We start from the raw sequence: 19934 nt of genomic DNA on the forward strand, positions 1-19934 counted from the left end.
CGTCTGTGGTGCCGGTGAGCACGGCGAGCAGCTTGGGAGCGGAGAGTGCCCCGGTGGTTGTGCGGGGGCGGTGGATTGTTGCCTGTGCGCACGTGAGTGAGACTCCTGTTTGTTTGGCTCTCTCCGAAACACGCTCCACGACAATAACTCTGGGTGAAGGAGTGCCACTATGGAGGTGATACGTCCGCGGTGTGTGGGTATCGATGTCTCGACGAAGGACGCCACGGCGTGTATCCGGGTTCAGGGGCAGGGTCGGCGTGCCACGTCGACGACGGTGAGCACGTGGGGCTCGACCACCGCCGAGATCTTGGCGGTGGTCGAGCATCGGATCGCCGAGCAGGTCAGCTGCGTGGTGATCGAATCCACCTCGGAGTATGTGCGACATGAGGGTGCATGAGTGAAGCAGGAGGCACCGTTTGGAGGTTCGGCTGATGCCGTAGGTGTAGTACTCGGGCCAGTGCGTGAGGGCCTGTCTTCGCCTCGGCGTGCTCTGCGGGTGACTGCGGGGTGCGAAGCCCGGGGTAGAAGCCGAAGCGGTTCGCGTTCCATCCGTGGACCGTGGGCGAGGAGAAGACCGGCGGGAAGCGAACGCGCTTCCCGGCTGCGGGGCGGCATCCAGTCGTCGTGCGGTGATGGGTGAACGCGAGTGAACCCCTGATGACGCCTTGTGAAGGTGACCCCCGCCGATGGGATGTGTCAGCGGGGCCGTAGGGACCCGCCGCTGGAAAGCGGCGGGTGTCGGCCAGAGGATAGTCGCTGGTCGGGAGCGCATCACCGTCCCCGGGGTAAAGGGGGCACCCTGCCCGGTCGAATCTTGTTCATGCGCAACATGACAACCCTGTTGGGGTCCGGTGAATTCTGCCGGTAGGCCGACCGTGGGGAAGGTGCAACTCCCCGGCAGGCGCTGGATGACCCAAGAAGCCGATGCCGACACACCGAAAGGCAACGGGAAACCGGCAACCGCACGATTTGGCTCCTCCGCCAGATGGTAGCCGCATAACCGGTCGGATACGGGCGTGCTGCCCGGCCCGAAAGGGAGCTGACGTGGGTCGGGTGAGCCTGTGAAGACCAGATGATCGGAGACTCCAGAACCGATGGGCAAGTTGGACACCGTGACGGTGAACGGACCTGAGGACGAGATCATCGACTGGGACGCCGTGGATTGGCGCCAAGTCGAAGACGACGTACGGAGGCTGCGGCGACGAATCTTCACGGCGATGCAGGCGGGGGACCTCAAGCGGGTCCGTAATCTGCAGAAGCTGATGCTGGGTTCCCACGCAAACGCTCTGCTGAGTGTGCGGCGGGTCACCGAGCTCAACGCTGGCCGCAAGACGGCCGGGGTCGACGGCAGGGTCGTGCTCGCGGGATGGGAAAAGGCCGAGATGGCCACCTGGCTGCAGCGCGACACCAACGCGTGGAGACCTCGACCGGTCAAGCGGGTGTTCATTCCGAAGAGCAACGGAAAACGGCGCGGCCTCGGGATTCTCGTGATCGCCGATCGGGCGCTGCAAGCGCTCACGGTCAACGCGCTAGAACCCGAGTGGGAGGCCCGGTTCGAGTCCCGATCGTATGGGTTTCGGCCAGGCCGTAGCTGTCAGGACGCGATGCAGGCGATCTTCGTGACCGCTCGCGGTGCGACCTGCAAACGCGTGTGGGCGCTAGACGCCGATTTGGCCGCCGCGTTCGACCGCATCGATCATGCCCATCTTCTCGCACAGCTCGGCTCGTTCCCCGCGCGGGAATGATCGCGGCCTGGCTACGCGCGGGGGTGATCGATCAAGGTCGGTTCGCACCGACCGAGGACGGCAGCCCACAAGGCGGGGTGATCAGCCCGTTGCTGATCGTTGCCCTGCACGGAATGGAACAGGCCGCCGGAGTCCGCTATATCCGCACCGGCACCAACGCCGAAACGGCGCGGTCGGGCTCCCCGGTGCTGATCAGATACGCCGATGATCTGCTGGCCCTGTGCCACTCGCGGGAACACGCCCAACAGGTCAAGGCGCGGCTCACGGAGTGGCTGCGACCTCGGGGTCTGGTCTTCAACGAGGACAAGACCCGTATCGTGCACCTCGAGGACGGGGTGGATTTTCTGGGGTTCAACATCCGCCGCTACCGCCAACAGGCTGCTGATCAAACCCAGCAAGGCGGCCGTGAAACGGATCCGGGCACGGCTGACCACCGAGATGCGAGCACTGCGGGGCCACAACGCCCAGATGGTGCTCATCCGGCTCAACCCGATCATTCGGGGGTGGTCGGCCTACTACCGGCACTGCGTGTCGGCCCGGGTGTTCAATGCGCTGGACAATCACGTGTGGAAGCTCACCGACAAGTGGGCCAGATTCACCCATCCGCACAAGGGACGGCGCTGGATCGTGTCCCGTTACTTCGGCGCGTTCCACCCGTCCCGGCGCGACCTCTGGGTATTCGGTGACCGCGACACGGCGCCTACTGGTCAAGTTCGCCTGGACGGCGATCACCCGGCACACCCTGGTCAAGGGCTGGGCGTCCCCGGACGACCCTGCCTTGACCGACTACTGGGCGACCCGGCGCCGCCGCGGGAGACCCCCGCTGGGCCGGGCCCGGTCGAGACTGATCCGCATGCAGCGCGGACGCTGCCCGCTTTGCGGCCAGCTACTGCTGCACGCTGAGGTCGAGCCGCAAACACCCCGACGAGTGGGAGCAGTGGATCACTGCCACCGCCAAGGCGATCCGCCACCAGGCGATCATCGTCGATTCGGGGCCAGAGTCATTGGGTTATACCGCGTTCCGTCTCATTCACACACACTGCCGAGGCCGTCACCCAGACCGCATCGGCGTGTACCGTGCCGCCGGAGCCGATTCGGGTGTTGCGTGATCTGACCCGGGCGCGCACCTCCATCACCCGAGCGCGCACCAAAGAAATCCAGCGGCTGGAAAAGCCGCTCGAAGATGCCGGGATCAAACTGTCGGCGGTGGCCTCCAACATCGTCGGGGTCTCGGGGCGGGCGATGCTGGAGGCGTTGATCGGCGGGCAGCGTGATCCGGTGGTGCTCGCCGATCTGGCCAAACAGCGGCTCGCATTTTCGAGTGAGAAGATCCCCGCATCGACCGAGGCGTTGCGCGGGCCGTTTAGCGACCATCACGCGTTTATGGCTCGGCTGTATCTGGATCGCATCGACGCCCACGGCGCCGACATCGCCCGCCTTGAGGAGCGCATCGAGGAGGCGATCAAACCCTTTCAACCCGCCCGGGAATTGCTGATGAGTATCCCAGGCTTTTCCCACATCGTCGCCGATGTGTTTATCGCCGAGACCGGCGCGGACATGAGCGTGTTTCCCACCGCTGCCCATTTGGCGTCGTGGGCCGCGGTGGTGCCCGGCTGCAACGAATCGGCGGGCCGGCTCAAATCGGCCACCACCCGCCCCGGCAACCGCCACCTCAAAGCCGCTCTCGGGGTGGCCGCGCTGTCGGCAGCGCGTTCCAAAGACACCTACTACAACGCCCGCTACCGCCGCATCGCCGGCACCCACCGGCCCGCCACATCCCACCGCCGCAAAGCTCGCAGCCCGTCGGTGCCCGCCCTGATCGCCCTGGTCGCTGTCGAACACAGCATGCTCATTGACGCCTGGAACATGGTGGTCAACGGCGCCTTCTACCACGACCCCGGCGCCGACTACTCCACCCGACACCACCCTGGGCAAACCAAAGCAAAAGCCATCAAACAACTGCAGGCCCTTGGCTACACAGTCACTCTCGAACCCCTCACCCACGCCGCCCAACACCGGGGGCCCGCCACTCACCCGCTTCGGGTCACCGCATTTTCGAGTAAGACACAAAATCGCACTATTCCATGGGGATTCGGGCGATTCTACGTCTGCTCGCCGTGCTAAGTCCGGCGCTGGCGGGCGATTTCGGCGAGCACCACGCCGGCGGCCACCGAGGCATTCAGCGACTCCGCATGCCCGGCCATCGGGATGGACACCACCTCGTCGCAGTTCTGCCGCACCAGCCGCGACAGCCCTTTGCCCTCGGAGCCGACGACCACCACCAACGGGTCACTACCGTCCAGGTCGTCGACTGCGGTCTCACCGGCGGCATCCAGCCCGATAACCCGTAGCCCGCGGTCGGCCCAATCCTTCAGTGTCCTAGTGAGATTGGTCGCCCGTGCCACCGGAATGCGGGCGGCCGCGCCCGCGCTGGTACGCCATGCGACCGCCGTCACCGACGCCGATCTGCGCTGCGGGATCAGCACACCATGGCCACCGAAGGCCGCCACCGAGCGCACGATCGCGCCGAGGTTGCGCGGGTCGGAGATGTTGTCCAGCGCCACCAATAGCGCCGGCGGGGTGTCCATGGCTGCAGCGAGCAGATCGTCAGGGTGGGCGTACTGGTACGGCGGCACCTGCAATGCGATGCCCTGATGCAGGTGGTTGGCCGTCATCCGGTCCAGATCGGCACGCGGTACCTCGAGGATCGAGATCCGCGAATCAGCCGCCCGGGCAACGGATTCGGTCACCCGCTCGTCGGCCTCGGCGCCGAGCGCGACGTAGAGGGCGGTAGCCGGAACACCGGCCCGCAGGCATTCCAGCACGGGGTTACGGCCAAGCACCGTCTCGGCTTCGTCGATTCGACTCCGTACCGGACGGCGCGGCGCCGCCTTGGCCCGCTTTGCGGCGGGATGGTTGGGCCGCAGGTGCGCCGGCGGGGTGGGACCGCGGCCCTCCAGCCCGCGACGGCGCTGTCCGCCCGACCCGACAGGGGCGCCCTTCTTGGTGGCGGATTTGCGTACCGCTCCCCGGCGCTGCGAGTTTCCGGCCATCTACTTGCCGTCACCGCCCAGCGTCCACTGTGGCCCGTCGGCGGTGTCGGTGACCTCGATGCCGGCGTTCTTGAGGCGATCCCGAATCTGGTCGGCAAGTGCCCAGTTTCGCTGCTCGCGCGCCTTCTCGCGACTTTCCAGCTCGGCGTGTACCAGCACGTCGACGGCCGCCAGCGCAGCCGTTGTCTCGTCACGCGATTCCCAGCGTTCGTCGAGCGGGTCGCAGCCCAGGATGCCCATCATCGTGCGGATCGAACCGGCGCTTCGCAATGCGCCTTCATGGTCACCGGCGTCGAGTGCCCGGTTGCCTTCCGCACGGGCGTGGTGAATTTCGGCCAGCGCGATCGGAACCGACAGATCGTCGTCGAGCGCCTCGGCGAAACGCGGCGTCCAGTCGCCGGGCAGGACGGCACCCGCCCGGCTGCGCACCCGGTGCAGGAAATCCTCCACTCCGACATAGGCTTTGACGGCGTCCTGGAGGGCGGTGTCGGAAAACTCGAGCATTGACCGGTAGTGCGCGCTGCCCAGGTAGTAGCGCAGCTCGGGCGGCCGGACCCGCTGCAACATCGCCGGTATGGCCAGCACATTGCCCAACGACTTGCTCATTTTCTCCCCGCCCATCGTCACCCAGCCGTTGTGCAGCCAGTAGCGGGCGAACCCATCGCCGGCGGCGCGGCTCTGCGCGATCTCGTTCTCGTGATGCGGGAAGATCAAATCCATTCCGCCGCAATGGATGTCGAACTCTGATCCCAGGTAGGTACGGGCCATTGCCGAGCATTCCAGGTGCCAGCCGGGGCGGCCCCGGCCCCAGGGTGTCGGCCAGGACGGTTCTCCGGGTTTTTCGCCCTTCCACAGGGTGAAGTCGCGCTCGTCCCGCTTTCCGGTAGCTACCCCCTCGCCCTGGTGGACGTCGTCGATCCGGTGCCCAGATAGCTGGCCGTAATCCGGGTAGCTGAGCACGTCGAAGTAGACGTCCCCGTCGCCCGTATAGGCATGGCCCGTTTGAATCAGACGTTCCATCAATTCGATCATCTGGGTGATGTGCCCGGTGGCTCGCGGTTCCGCGGACGGCGGCATGACATCCAGGGCGTCGTAGGCGGCGGTAAACGCCCGTTCGTAGGTCGCCGCCCACTCCCACCACGGCCGGCCCGCGGCGGCCGCCTTGTTCAAAATTTTGTCGTCGATGTCAGTCACGTTGCGGATGAACGCGACATCGAAGCCGCGTGCGATCAGCCAGCGTCGCAGGATGTCGAAAGCCACGCCGCTGCGGACATGCCCGATGTGCGGCAGCCCCTGAACGGTGGCGCCGCACAGATAGATCGAAACGTGTCCGTCGCGCAGCGGAACAAAATCGCGCACGGCGCCGGCCGCCGTGTCATGGAGCCGCAAGCGGGCGCGATCGGTCACGACGTGCCAGCTTACTGCCTACAACCGCAACGGCTGCCCGGCCCTACTGGGCCGGGAACGGGTCGCGCAGCGAAATCACCAATGCCGTCGCGATGGCGGCCCGACCCTCGCCCCGTCCGGTCAGGCCGAGCCCATCGGTGGTGGTTGCCGACACCGATACCGGCGCATTGAGTAGCCGCGACATCACGGCCTGCGCCTCGAGACGGCGCCAACCGATCTTGGGCCGATTGGCGACCACCTGCACGGCCGCATTCCCCACCCGATACCCGTGCTGCGTGATCAGCTCGATGACATGGCGCAGCATGTTGGCCCCGCTAACACCTGCCCAGCGTGGATCGTCGACTCCGAACACGTCGCCGATGTCGCCCAGCCCGGCGGCCGACAGCACGGCGTCACACAACGCATGCGCCGCAACGTCACCGTCGGAGTGGCCGGCGCAGCCGTCGGCGCTCGGGAACAACAGGCCCACCAGCCAACATGGGCGTCCGGGCTCGATCGGGTGCACGTCGACACCCAAACCCACCCGCGGCAGTCCGTTCATCCGCGCACTACCGCCTGAGCCAACAACAGATCCAGGCGGTTGGTGATCTTGAACGCCAGCGGGTCACCCTCGACCACCTGAACCTGGCCGCCGATGTGTTCAACCAACGACGCGTCATCGGTGAAATCGGCGGTGCCGGCACGCTGGTAGGCACGCAGCAGCAGATCGCCGGCAAACCCCTGCGGGGTCTGCACTGCCCGCAGTCCCGCCCGTTCCGGGGTGCCCAAGACCACTCCGTTGGCGTCGACGGCCTTGATGGTGTCGGTAAGTGGTAGCGCGGGCACCACGGCGGCGTGGCCGGCCCGCAATGCGTTGACCACTCGCGCGACCAACGACGGTGGCGTCAACGCCCGCGCTGCGTCATGCACCAGCACAAACGACGGCTCCGAGGTCTCCAGCGCGGAGAGCGCCAGGCGCACGGTTTCGGTGCGGTTGACGCCGCCAGCAACGACCATGGCCTTGAGTCCGAGGATCAGCTTTGCTTCGTCGGTTCGATCCGGCGGGACCGCTACCACGACATTGTCGACGACCTTGGATTCCAGCAGACTCTCGACGGCGCGTTCGACCAGGGTCTGCCCGTCGAGTTGATAAAAGGCCTTGGGTACACCGACAGCCAGTCGCTCACCAGAACCCGCGGCCGGAACAATGGCGACTACGGGGCCGTTGCCTCCAGTCACCTAGAGTCTCGGGGTGTTCAGGACGCGGCGGCCAGGACCTCGTCGAGGATGGTCTCCGCTTTGGCGTCGTCGGTGCTCTCAGCCAGCGCCAGTTCCCCGACCAGAATCTGCCGAGCCTTGGCCAGCATCCGCTTCTCGCCTGCGGACAAACCCCGCTCCTGGTCCCGGCGCCACAGGTCACGCACCACCTCGGCGACCTTGTTCACGTCGCCGGAAGCCAGCTTTTCGAGGTTGGCCTTGTACCGGCGTGACCAGTTGGTGGGCTCTTCGGTGTGCGGGGCACGCAACACCTGGAAAACCTTGTCAAGGCCTTCTTGGCCGACGACGTCGCGGACTCCAACGTATTCAGCATTGTCAGCCGGCACACGAACAGTCAGGTCGCCCTGCGCCACTTTCAAGACGAGATACTCTTTTTGTTCCCCTTTGATGGTTCGGGTTTCGATCGCCTCTACTAACGCAGCACCGTGGTGTGGATAGACGACGGTGTCACCGACCTTGAAGATCATCTGATTTGAGCCCCTTTCGTCACTCCATGCTAACACGCCTCCCTGACACGTGCGGATCAACGGTGCAGGTCAGGGGCACCGCAGCTGAAGATTGGGGGTTGACAGGCGATGCAAGACGTGCATGGCGGAGCATATTTCCGCCGGTCGCTGCGATCTCAAGCTCGCTCTTGTGGGCCAGCCGATGGCACGCGCCTCGGCGGCGCCGCCGGCTCACGCCGGGTGCGACGGGCCCGGCCGACCAAGTCGGTGGAGCATGGTCACCGGGTCGGAGTGCTGGTCGACGCTGTCACGAGAGTTGAAGTAGCGCCGGTTCGGTTAACCAGAGGCGCCCGCCTGACCACCGGCGCCGTGGCTGCCCGCAATGCCTGCCGTTGCCGCGCCGCCGGCCCCGCCGCTACCGCCGGCACCACCGTTACCGCCCCCACCGCCGTCACCGCCGCCGCCGCCCATGCCCGGGTGGCCGTCTGGCGCGGGTTTTTTCCGTTCATGAACAAGCGGTAGGTGTCGCCGCCACCGCCGCCGTTGCCGCCACGTCCGCCACCCGCACCGTCGCCGCCCATGCCGCCTTTGTCGCCGGTGCCGCCAGCCCCGCCGTTACCCGACTCCCAGCCGCCCGCACCACCGGCACCGCCGGCACCACCGGCCCCGCCGGCAAAGGCGTGTGCACCTGCGCCGCCCCTGGTGCCGGCACCGCCATCCCCATCGGCGCCACCCTGGCCGCCGAAAGCTTGACCCGGAAACCCGGGAAAGGCTTCCGCCCCTCGGCTGATGGCGAAGCCGCCGCCGCCGTCGCCACCCCCACCACCCTTGGCGCCGAGGCCACCGGCTCCGGCGTTGCCGCCGTCGCCTCCCTGACGTGTGCTAAGCCCGGAATCGCTTCCACCGTCGCCGCCGTCGCCCCCCCCCAAAAAAAAATGCCCGCAGCGGTGCCACCGCCGACTACTTGGACAGCGTCGTTGCCGTCGAAACCGTCGCCCCCTCCGGCCGCCCCTTTGAACCCGCTGTCGGCCTGTCCGGCTTGGGGAAGTGCGACGGGGTTGACACCGTCTGATCCGGCGGCGCCGTTGCCGCCATTGCCCCCGGCCCCGCCCTCGCCGATCCGCCCGGCGTTGCCGCCGGTCCCACCGCGACCGCCGGTCCCGCCGGCCATTCCCGCGGCGACCGGAGTGGCGTCTCCGCCGGGCCCACCGGCCCCGCCGTTACCGCCGGCCTGGCCGCTGGCACCAGCGAGACCATCGCCGAAGTTGTGCGCGATCCCACTGCCACCACCGAGCCCGGCAGCCCCGCCGTAACCGCGATCACCGCCAGCACCGCCGCCGCCGCCCTTGCCACCGTTTGTGCCGTCAGCGCCGTCGCCACCGTCTCCGGCGTCTCTGCCAACCCCGCCATCGCCGCCATCGCCGCCCCGTCCACCGAAGCTGGTACAGCCCCCGCTCACCTGCCGGTATAGGCACCGGCGATGCCACCAACGTGAAGTCTTCGTGAAGTCGCCACCTAGATCGCGAATCGCGCCCGCCACCGACACCGGCGCTACCGTCGGCGGCAGCAACCTACTACTGTGCATAGTCGAATCGCTGTCAGCAGGCCGTCATGTGACCTGCCAAGCTCCGAACCCAGCAGGAGGCATTGAGTGAACCGCTTCAAGATCCGCCTCACCCTGGTGGGCCTGGTCGCACTGATTGCCGCACTGCTGAGCGCCTGCGGAACCGGTCAGATCTCGCAGACCGCGAATCAGGAGCCCGCCGTCAATGGAAACCGGCTGACCATCAACAACGTGCTGCTGCGCGACGTCCGGATCCAAGCCCTGCAGCGCAGCGGTGATTTCCTGCAGCCCGGCAGGACAGTGGACTTGGTGCTGGTGGCTGTCAACCAATCCCCGGATGTGGCGGATCGATTGGTGAGCATCGGCAGCGACATCGGCACCGTGACGATGACCGGTGATGCGCGGCTGCCGGCGGGCGGGATGCTGTTTGTCGGTACGCCGGATGGCCAGCTCGTCGCGCCGGGCCCGCTGGGATCGAATCAGGCGGCCCGCGCGAGCGTCGTCTTGACCAAACCCATCACGAACGGTTTGACCTACAGCTTCACCTTCAACTTCGAGAAGGCCGGCCAGGGCACGGTGATGGTGCCGATAGCGGCGCCGCTGACCGAGCCACACGAGCAAACGAGGGCTCCGGGCCGGCACTAGCGTTGCGCCGGGGCTGTCGTACCCGGCCGATACGGTCACGGCGTGGCCAATGTGCGTTCGCAATTCCGCTGCTCGGATTGTCGTCATCTCACCGCCAAATGGGTAGGACGGTGCCTGGAATGCGGCAGCTGGGGCACCGTCGAAGAGGTGTCGATACGCAACGGGGTCGGCGGCAGTGGTCGCCGGCTGGCGGTGCCGGCGTCGCGCGCAGTTCCGATCAGTTCGGTGCAGCCCAACGTGAACCGGCACCGCCCCACCGGCATCGACGAACTCGACCGGGTGCTGGGCGGCGGCGTGGTGCCGGGGTCGGTGGCGCTGCTGGCCGGCGAACCCGGTGTGGGCAAATCGACGCTGCTGCTCGAGGTCGCCCACCGCTGGGCGCAGTCGGGACAGCGCGCGCTGTACATCTCCGGCGAAGAGTCCGCCGGGCAGATCCGGCTGCGCGCCGATCGGATCGGCTGTAACGGCGAGCAGCTGTATCTGGCCGCCGAATCCGACGTGCATGCGGTATTGGGTCACATCGAGACGGTGCAGGCGGCGCTGGTCGTCATCGATTCGGTGCAGACGATGTCCACCAGCGTGGCCGACGGCGTAGCCGGCGGGGTGACCCAGGTGCGCGCGGTGACTGCCGCCCTGACCGCGGCGGCGAAGGCTCACGGGTTCGGGCTGATCCTGGTTGGTCACGTCACCAAGGAAGGGTCGATCGCCGGACCGCGCTCGCTGGAGCATCTCGTCGACGTGGTGCTGCATTTCGAAGGCAACCGCAACGGCGGGTTGCGGATGGTTCGCGGCATCAAGAACCGCTTCGGCGCCGCCGACGAGGTTGGGTGTTTCCTGTTGCACGACAACGGGATTGAAGGAATCGCCGACCCGTCGAACCTGTTCCTCGATCAACGGTCCGCTCCCGTGCCCGGTACCGCCATCACCGTGACACTCGACGGGAAGCGGCCGCTGATCGGGGAAGTCCAGGCGTTGCTGGCCACTCCGGTCGGCGGTTCGCCGCGACGGGCCGTCAGCGGGATCGACCACGCCCGGGCCGCGATGATCACCGCCGTGCTGGAAAAGCACGCGAGGCTGACCATCGCTGTCAACGACATCTACCTGTCCACGGTGGGAGGGATGCGATTGACCGATCCGTCGGCCGATCTGGCGGTGGCGATCGCGCTGGCCTCGGCGTACGCGAACCTGCCGCTGCCCACCACCGCGGTGATGATCGGCGAGGTCGGGCTGGCCGGCGACCTGCGGCCGGTCAACGGCATGGACCGGCGGCTGGCCGAGGCAATTCGTCAGGGATTCAACATCGCATTGATCCCGCCCGGTCGCGAAGCGGTGCCGGCGGGTCTGCGACCACTGCGCGCGCCCACGATAGTGGCGGCGCTCGAGCACATGATCGACATTGCCGACCACCGCACCAGCGCCCCCGAGAGCGTGTGTCGTCTGGACACTCATCCCTAAGTGGTCCCGCTCATAGCAGAATGCACGCTGTGACACGTCCGACCCTGCGTGAGGCCGTCGCCCGCCTGGCACCCGGCACCGGGCTACGGGACGGCCTGGAACGTATCCTGCGCGGCCGCACCGGCGCCCTGATCGTGCTCGGCTACGACGAGAATGTCGAGGCGATCTGCGACGGCGGCTTTTCCCTCGACGTCCGCTATGCCCCCACCCGGCTGCGCGAGCTGTGCAAAATGGACGGTGCCGTGGTGCTCTCCACCGACTGCAGCCGCATAGTACGGGCCAACGTGCAGTTGGTCCCGGATCCGTCGATACCGACAGACGAATCGGGCACGCGCCACCGCTCCGCGGAGCGATCCGCGATCCAGACCGGTTACCCGGTGATCTCGGTGAGCCACTCGATGAACATCGTGACGGTCTATGTCGGCGGTGACCGTCATGTGCTGACCGACTCGGCGACCATCCTGTCGCGGGCCAATCAGGCGATCGCGACGCTGGAACGCTACAAGACCAGGCTCGATGAGGTCAGCCGACAACTCTCCCGGGCCGAGATCGAAGACTTCGTCACGCTGCGCGACGTGATGACGGTGGTACAGCGGCTCGAGCTGGTCCGGCGAATCGGCCTGGTGATCGACTACGACGCCGTCGAACTCGGCACCGACGGGCGTCAGCTGCGGCTGCAGTTGGAGGAGCTGCTCGGCGGCAACGACACCGCCCGCGAGTTGATTGTCCGCGACTACCACGCCAACCCGGAACCGCCGACCAACGCCCAAATCCACGCCACCCTGGATGAGCTCGACGCACTCTCGGACACCGAGCTGCTCGATTTCACCGTGCTGGCAAAGGTTTTCGGCTATCCCACGACGGCGGAGGCACAGGACTCGGCGCTGAGCCCGCGGGGCTACCGCGCGATGGCGGTCATCCCGCGACTGCAATTCGCCCATGCCGATCTGCTGGTCCGTTCCTTCGGAACCCTGCAGGGCCTATTGGCAGCCAGCGCCGGTGATCTGCAATCTGTCGACGGTATCGGCGCGATGTGGGCCCGTCATGTGCGTGAGGGACTGTCACAGCTGGCCGAGTCGACCATCGCTGACCAGTAAGCCGACCAATAGGGTCGTTAACCGCCCTGAGCGGGCGGCGCCTCCGGCGGCGGCGCCACGGCCGGACCAGGTGCCGGCGGCGGCCCCGGCGGCTGCGGTGGCTGGTTCAACACGAACGGAACCGGAAGTGACCGGAGGTTGCCCAGCTGCACGACGAGGTTGTACGTACCGGGACCAATCGCCGGCCGCGGCAGCGGGCAATGCGGCGCCGACCCCATGCCGGTCCAGGTCACCGCAGTCGTCACCTGCTCCCCCGGGGTGAACATCTTGACCAGGGTCTCGTTGGAGGGTGCGCAGTCCAGGTTGGACCACAACCGCTTGTTGTCCAGCGAGTAGACGTATGCCGCCAGCACCGCGGCCCCGACGTCGCGTTTACAGGCCACCAGTCCGATGTTGGTGACCACCATGGTGAATTTCGGCTGGTCGCCGATGTAGTACTGGGGGGCGTTGGTCAGTCCCTTGACGGCGAGCGTGGAATCCGGGCAGTCGTCCCCCTCTTTCAGCACCGGCGGCGGTTGCACCGCGGCGGTGGGAGTCGGCATCTCCGGGTTTTGCCCCTGCGGAGCTGCCGGAGCGTTGGCGGCGCTTTGCCCGGCCGGTTCCGGCGCCTGCGGCGCGTTTGAACCCGGATGGCTTTGCGCAGAGCCCGGTTTCTCGGCACTGGCGGGTTTGGCGCCGGCAGTGTTACCGACGAAGGCGACGACGGCAGCCACCGCAATTCCGATCACCACGACCGCGATACCCAGGGCCAGTCCCCTGCGCCGCCAGTAGATCTCGGTAGGTAGCGGGCCACGCGGTTCCAGATCCAGCACATTCACACCGTAGGCCCAGGTCACGCCGACTTGCTTGACCTGCCTCGGCGTGTCGCGAGGTTAGCTGAGCCCCATCGGGGACGAAACGTGTTAGGGCGGCGGGATGTCAGCCTTCCTCGCCGATGTCGCCGACGTGGTCGCGCAACACCGCACGGCCGTCGGCGAGCTGGTACGTCAGGCCCACGATTGCCAGTGTGCCGGCAGCCACTCGCTTGGATATGGCCGTCGAACGGGCCATCAGCTGCGCCACCGTCTCGCGTATGTGCCGCTGCTCGAACTCATCGACACGCTGCAGACCGTCACGCCGGCCCAACAAAATGGACGGGGCCACCCGCTCCACCACATCGCGCACATAGCCCTCCGGCAAAGCTCCGCTGTCCAGTGCCGATAGGGCAGCATTCACCGCGCCACAGCTGTCGTGGCCGAGGACGACCACCAGCGGCACGTTCAGCACCGTCACCGCGTACTCAATGGAGCCCAGCACCGCCGAGTCGATGACGTGTCCGGCCGTGCGGACCACAAACATGTCGCCGAGGCCCTGGTCGAAAATGATCTCCGCGGCCACCCGGCTGTCCGCGCAGCCGAAGATCACGGCGGTCGGCTGCTGCCCAGCGGCAAGGCTGGCGCGATGCTCGACGCTTTGGCTGGGATGTTCGGGCTTGCCGGCAACGAATCGCTCGTTACCCTCTTTGAGTGCTTTCCACGCGGTTACCGGGTTGGTGTTGGGCATATCACGCATTCTGCCGTACTGGCCGGTGACCGCTTCGCAGCACATATCATCCGCCAATCTTCTTGCTTGGTACGAGCGATCGCGTCGCGACCTGCCGTGGCGCCGCCCAGACGTCAGTGCATGGCAGATTCTGGTGAGCGAGTTCATGCTGCAGCAGACTCCGGTGTCGCGGGTGCTGTCGATATGGCCCGACTGGGTGCGGCGCTGGCCCACCGCGTCGGCCACGGCCGCGGCGACTGCCGCCGATGTGCTGCGGGCCTGGGGGAAGCTGGGCTATCCGCGCCGGGCGAAGCGTTTGCACGAATGCGCGACCATTATCGCGCGGGACCACGGTGACGTGGTCCCCGACGACGTCGAAACCCTGTTGAGGCTGCCGGGTGTCGGCAGTTATACGGCACGCGCGGTGGCGTGCTTCGCGTACGGCCGGCGGGTGCCGGTGGTGGACACCAACGTGCGCCGGGTGGTGGCTCGTGCGGTGCACGGACGCGCCGATGCAGGCGCGCCGTCGGCCGCCCGGGACCACGCCGACGTGCTGGCGATACTGCCGAATGATGAAATGGCACCGTTGTTTTCGATGGCCGTCATGGAACTGGGCGCGACGGTATGCACCGCCCGCGCCCCGCGCTGCGGTTCGTGCCCGGTGAGCGGCTGCGCATGGCGGACCGCCGGATATCCCGCCGCGGATGGTCCGCCGCGACGTGTGCAGGCGTATGCGGGAACCGATCGACAGGTCCGCGGGCGGTTGCTAGATGTATTGCGCGCCAAGGATTCTCCAGCCACCCGCGCCGAGCTCGACGTGGCATGGCTGATCGATACCGCGCAGCGTGACCGTGCGCTGGATTCCTTGCTGGCCGACGGCCTGGTCGCAAAGACTGCCGATGGCCGATTCGCGTTGGCGGGCGAAGCGTAACCTCCCGATTGGCCTGGTTACCGTCACGGTGAAATTGGCTGAGGCCCTGAGGTTCCCAGCCATTGAGTCCGACATGTCGTGGGTCGGGCCAGTCATCCTCATCCAGGTACGACTGCGGGTCACCACCTAGGTGGGCCGACAACCGTTGATCGGACGGTTATCGATGCTCAGACGGGTTGGCTAGGGCTTATCGGCTGGGACGGCGAGCCCGCTCCTGAGACATAGATTACGAATTTTATTTCGTGATGTTTGACAGATGTATTGTGGATCGCGTAGTTTGCTTCGCATGAACTCCAGACGTACCGCCACCGGCACTGGCGGTGATGGCCGGTGAACGCCGTCCTCGTCGGTGCCTTGACGTTGCCCCTGCTCGCATCGCTGAGCGCGCTCCTGGCCGGTTCGCGGCTTCCACGCCTCGTCGGCCAATTGGGCGCCGCGGCCGCCGGCGTGGGCTTGGTTTCCGCATTGCTGATAGCGCTGCGGGTAGCGGTCGACGGCCCCATCTCGGTCACCCTGCGGTCAGCACACGGCACACTGATCGCCGAGCTGGGAGCCAACCGGCTCAGCGCACTGCTGCTGGTGTTGGTGTACGGAGTGAGCACGGTCGTACAGGTTTTCGCACTGCGCTACCTTGCCTGCGACCGGCGATCGGGGTGGTTCACCGCCGGTACCGGCCTGCTCACGGCGGCTTCCGCCGGCCTCATGACCTCGGGAACTCTGATCGGCCTGGCCGTTTCGTGGACCTTGGCCGGCACCGCGCTGTGTCTGCTGCAAGCCACCTACTGGGAGCTGCCTGCCGCCCGCGACGGAGTGCTGCGGACGGCGACCGCGTTCCTGCTGGGCGATCTAGCCCTGTGGTCGGCGGTCGGCTTGATCACGATGAAATGGGGCAACCTCAGGCTGTTCGACCTCGGACCCAACCAATACCAGGGCTGGTCACCGACCATGTCGGCGGCAGCGGGCCTGATCGTGGTGGCGGCTCTGTCGCGCTCGGCGCAGCTGCCCTTCCATCGTTGGCTGCCGGCCACCCTGGCTGCGCCCACACCCGTCTCGGCGCTGCTCCACGCCGGTGTCGTCAACGCCGGGGGTGTGCTGCTGGTGCGACTGAGCCCGATCGTCAGCGGATCGGCCATCGCCATGGGCCTGGCCTTCACCGCCGGGACGCTCAGCATGCTCTACGGCGGCGTCGTGATGCTCACCAAATCCGATATCAAGGGCTCGCTGGTGTATTCGACGATGGCCCAGATGGGCTTCATGATCTTGACCTGCGGACTGGGCCTGTCCGCAGCCGCGGTATTCCACCTGGTGGGCCACGGCTTTTACAAAGCCACCCTATTCCTGTCCTCCGGCTCGGCGATAGCCAAGCGGCGCCAAAAGGCCGCTCGGCCACCGGCGCCGACGCCGACCCGGGCCCGGTGGGCGGCAATCCATGCCGCGGCGCTGCTGCTGCCGGCCGCCGCGCTGTATGCGGCCAGCAGCATCGTACGACTGCCGAATGTCGAACACGGCTCGGCGCAGGTGCTGCTGGTCTTCACCTGGGCGACGGCCGCGGCGGCGCTGACGGGCTGGTTGGCGCGGAGCCCAGGCGCACGGGCCGCTCTCATCGGAGCCGTCGCCCTGCTCGTGGCGGCCATCGGATACGTCGCACTGGTCGGCGCGGTAACCGGATTCCTGGCTCCCGATCTGCCCGCGGTCACCGTACCGTCCGCCTCGACTGCCGGCATTGTCGTGGTTGCGGTCATCCTTGCCGCACCGACCCTGCTGCCCCGGGCCCCGGCCAACGGCTGGTTCGGCCGACTGCAGCGCGCCCTGTACGCCAAAGCGCTTGTCGCCGGCCATGTCCCGGCAACCCGTCCACAACAGACCCCGAACAGCCAACTGACAGGAGCGCTCCAGTGACAACCGTGGCCGACACCGTCTCGACCCAGACCCGCCGCGCACAGTTACGCAGCGACGTGAACCTGGCCGCCCGGGTGATACCGACCCACTACCCGCTGGAAACCTTTATCGCGGTCAATCCGCTGGCCGGGCTGGAGTCGATGCCCTTCGAGCAGGCGGTCCGCCGGGCCGGCGACCTCTACGGCAGCCCGGGCGTGCTGGCCGAGACGACGTTTCGCGAGCTGTACCGCGCCGGACGGATCACCGACGCGGACCTCGAGTCGACGCTGCGGCAGCGATACCCCACCCTGCTGGACGGCCAGCCCGTCCGGATGGGAACTCGCGTGGTGACACCTTCGGAATTGTTGCGCGGCGACTTGCTGCACGGCAGCCTGGCCCCCACGCCGTTGCGCCGCAACATGACTCGCAGCGAGCAGGCGGCCCCGACGGTGGCCGAGCAGGTCGACGCCCAGGCCGCCAAATGGTGCGCGGCCTTCTTTGGATCGACGGCTGCGGGCTGGTCGATGCCCGACCACCACAAGGGCTTCTACCACGCGTGGCGGATGTTGGCCTCCGGCGACCACAAGCTGAGCCGACGGGTGCGGGCCTCGCTACGCAAGCTACCCACCCGGGCCGACGACGCCGCGCTGCAGGCCCTGGACCTGTTGGGGGTATCCGAAGACGACCGCATCACCTATCTGCAAGCCCACTTGACGCGGCTTCCGGGATGGGCCGCCCACGTCCGCTGGTCGGCCGAGCGCGCCACCGGCGTGGATCTACTGGACTACCTCGCCATGCGGCTGACGTACGAGGCGATCCTGATGTCGCACAACAGTTTCAGCCCGACGGCCGAGCCGACGGCCAACCGGCCGAGCATTCCCTCGGCCCGCGACCGGGCTGCCGCGCTGGCCCGAGAATGGGGACTCGACAACACCGGCGACGTCGACTTGAGTGCTGCCGCAAGAGTCTTGTCGGCATTGCCGGTTACCGCCCGGCAGCTGGTGTGGCAGCAGGCCTACGAGGCGCACTATCGCGACGCCCTCCTACGAGCCCTGGCGGAAAACGCTGCGGCGCCAAGTACCGGGCGCGCGGCCGCCCAGATCGTGTGCTGCATCGACACTCGCTCCGAGGGGCTGCGCCGCCACATCGAATCCTTGGGCGAATACCAGACTTTCGGGTTCGCCGGCTTCTTCGCCGTCGCCATCCGGTTCACCGGCCTGCTCGGCGGAACACCCAACGACCTGTGCCCGGTGCTGATCCGCCCAGAGCATGAAGTTGTCGAAAGCCCGCTGCCGTCGGCCGCCGATGCGGCGCAGCGGGTGCGCAACGGCAGCCTGCTCATGGCCGGCGCCGAGGCGGCATTTCATGCCGCCAAGCAGGCGCTGATCGCCCCATTCGCGTTGGCCGAGGCGGCAGGCTGGGCCGCCGGTCCATGGGCCGCGGCCAAAACGCTGAGCCCGCTGGCCAGTGGCGAACTGCGGCGCCGCCTGCGGGACCGGCTGGCACCCCCGGCCCCTACCGTGCTGTCGATCAACGACACCGTCGCACTGGCCCACCGTGCCCTTTACGCACAAGTCGCACTCACCACCATGGGCCTCACGAAGCAATTCGCCCGGCTGGTGGTCCTGTGCGGGCACGGCAGCGTCACCGAGAACAACCCGTACCAGGCCGCCCTGGACTGTGGGGCCTGCGGCGGGCAGGCCGGCGGCCCCAATGCCCGCACCGCCGCCGCGATCCTCAACGCCACCGATGTCCGGGCCGAATTGGGCACCCTGGGGATCGCCATTCCCGACGACACCTGGTTCGTGGCGGCTCAGCACGACACCGCCACCGACCGCGTCACCGTGTTGGACCAGCACTTGATTCCCGACAGCCATGTATCGGACGTGCGCCGACTTGCCGCGGATCTCCGGATCGCCGGCGCCGAGCTCGCCGCCGAGCGCTGTTCCGGGCTTCCCGGTGGCCCTGCCGACCCCGACCCCGGGCGTGCGTCGCGCCACGTCGCGAACCGGTCGGTCGACTGGGCGCAGGTCTTTCCGGAGTGGGGCCTGGCCGGTAATGCGGCCTTCATCGTCGCCCCGCGCGCGCTCACCCGCGGCATCGACTTGCGGCGACGGGTGTTTCTGCACTCCTACGAAGCCGACGTCGACGCGGAGGGGGGCGCGCTGGAAACCATTCTCACCGCACCCATGGTGGTGGCTCAGTGGATCAACTGCCAGTACTACTTCTCCACGGTGGCGCCGGACATGTTCGGGGCCGGAACCAAGACCATCCACAACGTGGTCGGCGGCGTGGGTGTGCTCGCCGGACACGGCGGCGACCTGCAGCTGGGCCTGCCCCGACAGTCACTCACCGACGGCCGCTCATTCGGGCACGAGCCCATGCGCCTGCTGACCGTCGTGCAAGCGCCGCTGCAGCGCATCGACATGATCGTCGAGCGCAACCCCGTCCTGCAGCACCTGTTCGGCAACGACTGGGTGTGCCTGGTCGCCCGGGAAGGCCCCGACGACGGCTGGCAGCGCTGGACCCGCGGCGGTTGGCGGCGCTGGGAGAGCACAGTAACCGCCGACGACCCCTACCCCACCTACCAGGAGGTAATGCCATGCCAACCAACGGCTTGACCAAGATGACCAAGATCGAAGTAGTCGTCGCCGGAGAACACGCGCCCGCCGTACGAGATCAGTTCCACAGCGCGGGGGCAACGGGATTCACCAGCGTGTCCGGCGTCTCGGGGCTGGGCCATCACGGCTACCACCAGGGCCGGCTGCTCTTCAACCAACAGGCGGCGCTCGAGTTGCTCATCACCGTTGTCCCGGACGCCAAATCCGAACCATTGATCGCCGGGCTGCGCCGCCTGCTCGACGGCTCGCCCGGGGTCATGTTCGTCACCGACACCTACGTCAGCCGACCCGAGTACTTCAGCTAGACCCCGCTA

General features: G+C 67.3%; 18 protein-coding genes and 2 pseudogenes. 12 read left to right on the forward strand and 8 right to left on the reverse strand.

The features are described from left to right. The first annotated feature begins 169 nt into the window (after positions 1 to 169). The 4 genes and pseudogenes from EET10_RS29360 to EET10_RS26005 all read left to right on the forward strand — a co-directional run. Complete coding sequence (locus EET10_RS29360; protein ID WP_136623061.1) at positions 170 to 397, forward strand: hypothetical protein; 228 nt, start codon at positions 170 to 172, stop codon at positions 395 to 397. 697 nt (positions 398 to 1094) lie between these two features. Then, a pseudogene (locus EET10_RS31350) lies at positions 1095 to 2044 on the forward strand (reverse transcriptase N-terminal domain-containing protein); the annotation flags it as partial. A 106-nt stretch (positions 2045 to 2150) separates the two neighbouring features. Beyond that, positions 2151 to 2648 carry a group II intron maturase-specific domain-containing protein gene (locus EET10_RS31355; protein ID WP_246013699.1) on the forward strand — a complete coding sequence of 166 codons (498 nt, stop codon included), beginning with the start codon at positions 2151 to 2153 and terminating at the stop codon, positions 2646 to 2648. Between the two features lie 165 nt (positions 2649 to 2813). After that, a pseudogene (locus EET10_RS26005) lies at positions 2814 to 3743 on the forward strand (transposase); the annotation flags it as partial. 122 nt (positions 3744 to 3865) lie between these two features. On the opposite strand, the gene rlmB reads toward EET10_RS26005, so the two are convergent. The 5 genes from rlmB to carD are packed head-to-tail and all read right to left on the reverse strand — an operon-like array spanning position 3866 to position 7929. Continuing rightward, entirely contained in the window at positions 3866 to 4798 is a 933-nt protein-coding gene (rlmB, locus tag EET10_RS26010; RefSeq protein WP_063466725.1) for a 23S rRNA (guanosine(2251)-2'-O)-methyltransferase RlmB, read from the reverse strand. Then, positions 4799 to 6205 (reverse strand): cysteine--tRNA ligase, encoded by a 1407-nt coding sequence (cysS, locus tag EET10_RS26015; protein ID WP_063466726.1) that lies wholly within the window; start codon positions 6203 to 6205, stop codon positions 4799 to 4801. Between the two features lie 43 nt (positions 6206 to 6248). After that, entirely contained in the window at positions 6249 to 6746 is a 498-nt protein-coding gene (gene ispF / locus EET10_RS26020; protein ID WP_063466727.1) for a 2-C-methyl-D-erythritol 2,4-cyclodiphosphate synthase, read from the reverse strand. Then, a complete protein-coding gene (gene ispD, locus EET10_RS26025; RefSeq protein ID WP_122502614.1) occupies positions 6743 to 7423 on the reverse strand; it encodes a 2-C-methyl-D-erythritol 4-phosphate cytidylyltransferase in 681 nt (226 codons plus the stop codon). Before ispD ends, ispF begins: the two co-directional genes overlap by 4 nt. A gap of 17 nt (positions 7424 to 7440) precedes the next feature. Then, on the reverse strand, positions 7441 to 7929 hold the full coding sequence (gene carD, locus EET10_RS26030; RefSeq protein WP_007166539.1) for an RNA polymerase-binding transcription factor CarD: 489 nt from the start codon (positions 7927 to 7929) through the stop codon (positions 7441 to 7443). Between the two features lie 348 nt (positions 7930 to 8277). Between carD and EET10_RS30345 the strand changes: the two genes are divergently transcribed. Then, positions 8278 to 8430 carry a hypothetical protein gene (locus EET10_RS30345; protein ID WP_218028523.1) on the forward strand — a complete coding sequence of 51 codons (153 nt, stop codon included), beginning with the start codon at positions 8278 to 8280 and terminating at the stop codon, positions 8428 to 8430. Here the strand turns inward: EET10_RS30345 and EET10_RS29850 are convergent. Then, complete coding sequence (locus EET10_RS29850; RefSeq protein WP_167480101.1) at positions 8414 to 9367, reverse strand: hypothetical protein; 954 nt, start codon at positions 9365 to 9367, stop codon at positions 8414 to 8416. The two genes, EET10_RS30345 and EET10_RS29850, sit on opposite strands and share 17 nt — an antisense overlap. A gap of 192 nt (positions 9368 to 9559) precedes the next feature. Between EET10_RS29850 and EET10_RS26050 the strand changes: the two genes are divergently transcribed. The 3 genes from EET10_RS26050 to disA are packed head-to-tail and all read left to right on the forward strand — an operon-like array spanning position 9560 to position 12669. Further along, positions 9560 to 10117, forward strand: a complete 558-nt coding sequence (locus tag EET10_RS26050) for a copper chaperone PCu(A)C domain-containing protein (RefSeq protein WP_122502616.1) — start codon at positions 9560 to 9562, stop codon at positions 10115 to 10117. A 42-nt stretch (positions 10118 to 10159) separates the two neighbouring features. After that, positions 10160 to 11572, forward strand: coding sequence for a DNA repair protein RadA (radA, locus tag EET10_RS26055; RefSeq protein ID WP_122502617.1), 1413 nt, complete (start codon positions 10160 to 10162; stop codon positions 11570 to 11572). A 20-nt stretch (positions 11573 to 11592) separates the two neighbouring features. After that, a complete protein-coding gene (gene disA / locus EET10_RS26060) occupies positions 11593 to 12669 on the forward strand; it encodes a DNA integrity scanning diadenylate cyclase DisA (RefSeq protein WP_099187788.1) in 1077 nt (358 codons plus the stop codon). 17 nt (positions 12670 to 12686) lie between these two features. On the opposite strand, the gene EET10_RS26065 is transcribed toward disA, so the two are convergent. Both EET10_RS26065 and EET10_RS26070 read right to left on the reverse strand, forming a co-directional pair. Next, positions 12687 to 13481, reverse strand: a complete 795-nt coding sequence (locus EET10_RS26065) for a hypothetical protein (protein WP_099188559.1) — start codon at positions 13479 to 13481, stop codon at positions 12687 to 12689. A 106-nt stretch (positions 13482 to 13587) separates the two neighbouring features. Next, positions 13588 to 14211 carry a carbonic anhydrase gene (locus tag EET10_RS26070; protein ID WP_063466577.1) on the reverse strand — a complete coding sequence of 208 codons (624 nt, stop codon included), beginning with the start codon at positions 14209 to 14211 and terminating at the stop codon, positions 13588 to 13590. Here EET10_RS26070 and EET10_RS26075 point away from each other — a divergent pair. The 4 genes from EET10_RS26075 to EET10_RS26090 all read left to right on the forward strand — a co-directional run bounded on the left by EET10_RS26075 (position 14210) and on the right by EET10_RS26090 (position 19925). Continuing rightward, complete coding sequence (locus tag EET10_RS26075; RefSeq protein WP_063466582.1) at positions 14210 to 15121, forward strand: HhH-GPD family protein; 912 nt, start codon at positions 14210 to 14212, stop codon at positions 15119 to 15121. The genes EET10_RS26070 and EET10_RS26075 overlap by 2 nt on opposite strands. A 330-nt stretch (positions 15122 to 15451) precedes the next feature. Then, entirely contained in the window at positions 15452 to 17020 is a 1569-nt protein-coding gene (locus EET10_RS26080; protein WP_122502618.1) for a proton-conducting transporter transmembrane domain-containing protein, read from the forward strand. Further along, entirely contained in the window at positions 17017 to 19620 is a 2604-nt protein-coding gene (locus EET10_RS26085; protein ID WP_122502619.1) for a DUF2309 domain-containing protein, read from the forward strand. Before EET10_RS26080 ends, EET10_RS26085 begins: the two co-directional genes overlap by 4 nt. Then, positions 19602 to 19925, forward strand: coding sequence for a P-II family nitrogen regulator (locus EET10_RS26090; RefSeq protein ID WP_099187792.1), 324 nt, complete (start codon positions 19602 to 19604; stop codon positions 19923 to 19925). Before EET10_RS26085 ends, EET10_RS26090 begins: the two co-directional genes overlap by 19 nt. The last annotated feature ends 9 nt before the right edge of the window (positions 19926 to 19934 follow it).

Source organism: Mycobacterium pseudokansasii (assembly GCF_900566075.1).
GTDB classification, from domain to species: Bacteria; Actinomycetota; Actinomycetes; order Mycobacteriales; family Mycobacteriaceae; genus Mycobacterium; species Mycobacterium pseudokansasii.